This is a genomic window from Pseudoalteromonas sp. SR45-4, from assembly GCF_014163535.1.
Taxonomy (GTDB): domain Bacteria; phylum Pseudomonadota; class Gammaproteobacteria; order Enterobacterales; family Alteromonadaceae; genus Pseudoalteromonas; species Pseudoalteromonas nigrifaciens.
Map to the genome: position 1 here is coordinate 1 of NZ_JACJDO010000079.1, position 3,391 is coordinate 3,391.

At 39.8% G+C, this 3,391-nt stretch carries 2 protein-coding genes and 1 pseudogene; all 3 read right to left on the reverse strand.

The features are described from left to right. Positions 1-124 precede the first annotated feature (124 nt). Positions 125-847: pseudogene (locus H5058_RS17930) on the reverse strand (cache domain-containing protein); the annotation flags it as partial. Positions 848-943: 96 nt separating this feature from the next. Then, complete coding sequence (gene arsJ / locus H5058_RS17935; RefSeq protein WP_182679345.1) at positions 944-2,170, reverse strand: organoarsenical effux MFS transporter ArsJ; 1,227 nt, start codon at positions 2,168-2,170, stop codon at positions 944-946. 12 nt (positions 2,171-2,182) lie between these two features. Next, positions 2,183-3,196: an ArsJ-associated glyceraldehyde-3-phosphate dehydrogenase gene (locus tag H5058_RS17940; protein WP_182679347.1), complete on the reverse strand. Its 1,014-nt coding sequence runs from the start codon at positions 3,194-3,196 to the stop codon at positions 2,183-2,185. Positions 3,197-3,391: the final 195 nt, after the last annotated feature.

The following is a 3,391-nucleotide window of genomic DNA, read 5'->3' on the forward strand; positions in this document are numbered from 1 at the left end:
GTGGTACAACAGTCGTCGCTTACATTCGTACTTAAATTATCAAAGCCCAAATGACTTTGAAGAACGAACCGAAACATTAGATATGGTTTCTTAACTAGGGTGACTGAATTTAGTTGACCACGTCAATGGTTTGAAATGTAGGTAGTGTTAAGTCAGCGCCAGTAATACCAATAAACTGCCCTGATTTTAAAATAGGCACTGTTAAAGACGTTAGCATAACCGAATCGCCAGAGGGAATTTCGTATAGGTAGGGTTCCATAATACACGGCTTAAGTGTGTCTTTAGCACATAAATACCAATGTGCCTCTCGAATACCAAACTCGTTAAGTGTTGTAATGTATTTATCTGCGGCGTTAGCTACTTTTTGCTGTTCAATAACACCGTTTTCGTCGCGGGTAATATATACTTCAAGTGTGCCAGCACCATCAACAGAATGTTTATAACCTTGCTGAAAGTAGGCATCTTGGCCGTCAAAAGCGTTGGCTTCAAACTGTGAGTAAACCGATGATAAAAGAGTGTTTTTTTCAATAATAGCGTGGTAAATACTTACCACTGTATCTCGGTTTAAGCTATTTTGCTGGGCTGCGTCGCTAAGTAATGCTGCCAATGTATAGGGAATTCGGTAGGCTTCGTTAATAAACCCAGCTATTCTTTCACCGTAAACAGCCGCGTTTGCATTAAGTTTTTCTTCTACTTCAGCAACTATATATTCTTCAGACTTGGTCGCTAAATCTTTATTACTTAATGATAACTGCCACCATAAAATACTCGAAAGTACTAATACAGTTATAAATATACTTCCCACTGAGAGCCACAATAACTTTTTTGCTAACGCTATTTCCCGCATTCATCACTCCCTTTAATTAATTAACGTATATAGTTTAGTTGATCTATAAAATGAAGCTATTAATTTAGTGTAAAAACAGCAATCTCATACAAAAGTTTAGCCTTCATGTTTAGCCAAAAAAGCGGTGGCTATTGCAGCCATAATGAGTAGGCAAACACTTACCCATAAACACGCCACTAACCCATAAAGCTGAAATACCCAACCAGAAAGCACAGTACCCAGTAGGCGCCCCATGGCATTGGCCATGTAATAAAAGCCTACATCGAGCGACACACCATCACTGCTGGCAAAGCTCACTATTAAATAACTATGTAGCGATGAGTTAACAGCAAACACCCCACCAAAAATAAATAAGCCCACTATAAGCGTATAATTTACCGCACTATTAAATGGCATTAGCAGCGCTAAAACGCCAGTTACAACGCACAATAGCGTAACCCATTTATATGCTTTATTAACTGTATTAAAACCAGAGGTAATAACTTGCCCAGTAATTCGCGGTGCTTGCGATTGCACTAACCCATACGCTATTACCCACAGTGCCATAAAGCCACTCACCCAAGTATGGTTCCAGTTAAATTGCGTGGCTAAATACACGGGCAGAGCCACTACAAACCACACGTCTCGCGAGGCAAATAAACACAATCGTGCTGTGCTAAGTAAATTAATAGCGCGAGATTTAGAGAATAACGTTTTAAATTTAGGTTTGTTTTTGGCCTTACCTATATCGCCTTTTAAAAAGACTAAACTTATAACCCAGGCAACACTCAATAAAACGATTAAAGTAAACAACGCACCAACAAAACCAAATAAAGTAAGCAGTACCCCACCTAAAAAGAAGCCCACTCCTTTTAATGCATTTTTAGAGCCTGTAAGTATGGCAACCCATTTATATAATTGACTTTGCCCACTGCTGTTTTGCGGCACCAAATATTTAATCGCGCTTTTGGCGCTCATTTTATTAAGATCTTTGGCAATCCCACTTAACGCTTGTGCTGCCATTACATAAGCAACCGTTAACCAATCTGTTGGCACGCAAAGCATAGCAAGCGCAAGTATTTGCAGCCCTAAGCCTATATTCATGGTTTTATTTAAGCCAAGTTGCGCTCCTAACCATCCCCCCACTAAGTTAGTGATCACGCCAAATATTTCGTAAAACAAAAACAACATAGCAATCGCTAATGCGCCATAACCTAACTGATGAAAATACAGCACCACTAACATTCGCAGTGCGCCATCGGTTAAAGTAAAAGCCCAATAATTGCCGGTAATGATAAAATACTGTTTTAGTGAGCTTGGTAAGTTAGCTAGTTGCGCAAACATTAAATTAGCCTATTAATTTGATTGATCACTTAAACCAACTTTTAGCATTAGCTCTGCAGTACGATTTGCATAGCCCCACTCGTTATCGTACCAAGCGTATAATTTAAGCTGAGTGTTGTTAATTACCATAGTTGAAAGCGCATCTATTATGCTGCTGCGCGGATCGGTTGCGTAATCAATCGATACCAGTGGTTTTTCCTCGTAACCTAAAATACCTTTAAGCTCGTTATTAGCCGCACTTTTAAACCAGCCATTTACTTCATCTTCACTAACGCTGCGCTGCAGTTCAAACACACAATCGGTAATTGAGGCATTAGTAAGTGGTACACGTACAGCATGGCCGTTTAATTTACCTTTAAGCTCAGGAAAAATATGCGTAATGGCTGTTGCGCTGCCTGTTGTTGTTGGTATTAAACTTGTGCCACAAGAACGTGCTCGGCGTAGGTCTTTATGTGGTGCGTCAATAATGGTTTGCGTGTTGGTAATACTGTGAATAGTGGTTATGGAGCCGTGTTTAATACCCACTTTTTGTTGCAGTACCTTCACAATAGGCGCTAAGCAGTTGGTGGTACAGGAGGCCGCAGTAACTATTTTGTGCTCACTTGGCTTATAAAGATGATCGTTCACCCCTACTACTATATTTAAAATGCCCTCTTCTTTTACCGGTGCGGTCACCACCACGCGTTTAACACCTTGGGCTAAATACGCATTTAGTAACTGGGTCGTTTTCATTTTACCGCTGGCTTCTATTACTACATCGCAACCAGACCAATCGTTGTCGTTAATGGTTTTATGGTTGCTTACAGTTATATTATGTTTGCCAACCTCAATAATATTATTAGTGGCTGTAACAGGATGATGTAAACGCCCATGCACTGAGTCAAACTCCAATAAATGGGCATGGGTTTTAGCATCGCCCGCTATATCATTTACTTTTATAAACTCTATATTTGGCCAGTCAACCGCTGCGCGCAGCGTTAAACGCCCCATACGGCCAAAACCGTTAATACCTACTTTAATGGTCATAATAAAATACCTTCTGTTATATTAATTACTTAATCTGAACTCTGGTTAAGAGATTTACTAACGTATTGAGTCATAGTTATATTTAATTTTATTTTCTCTAGCCAGAGGTTTTCAGTGAAAACAAGGCGAATTTACGCGTCAATAGCTGGCCTATTGCAAGTAAATTCAACGCAGTTAGCGCTGAAAATAGCTGCT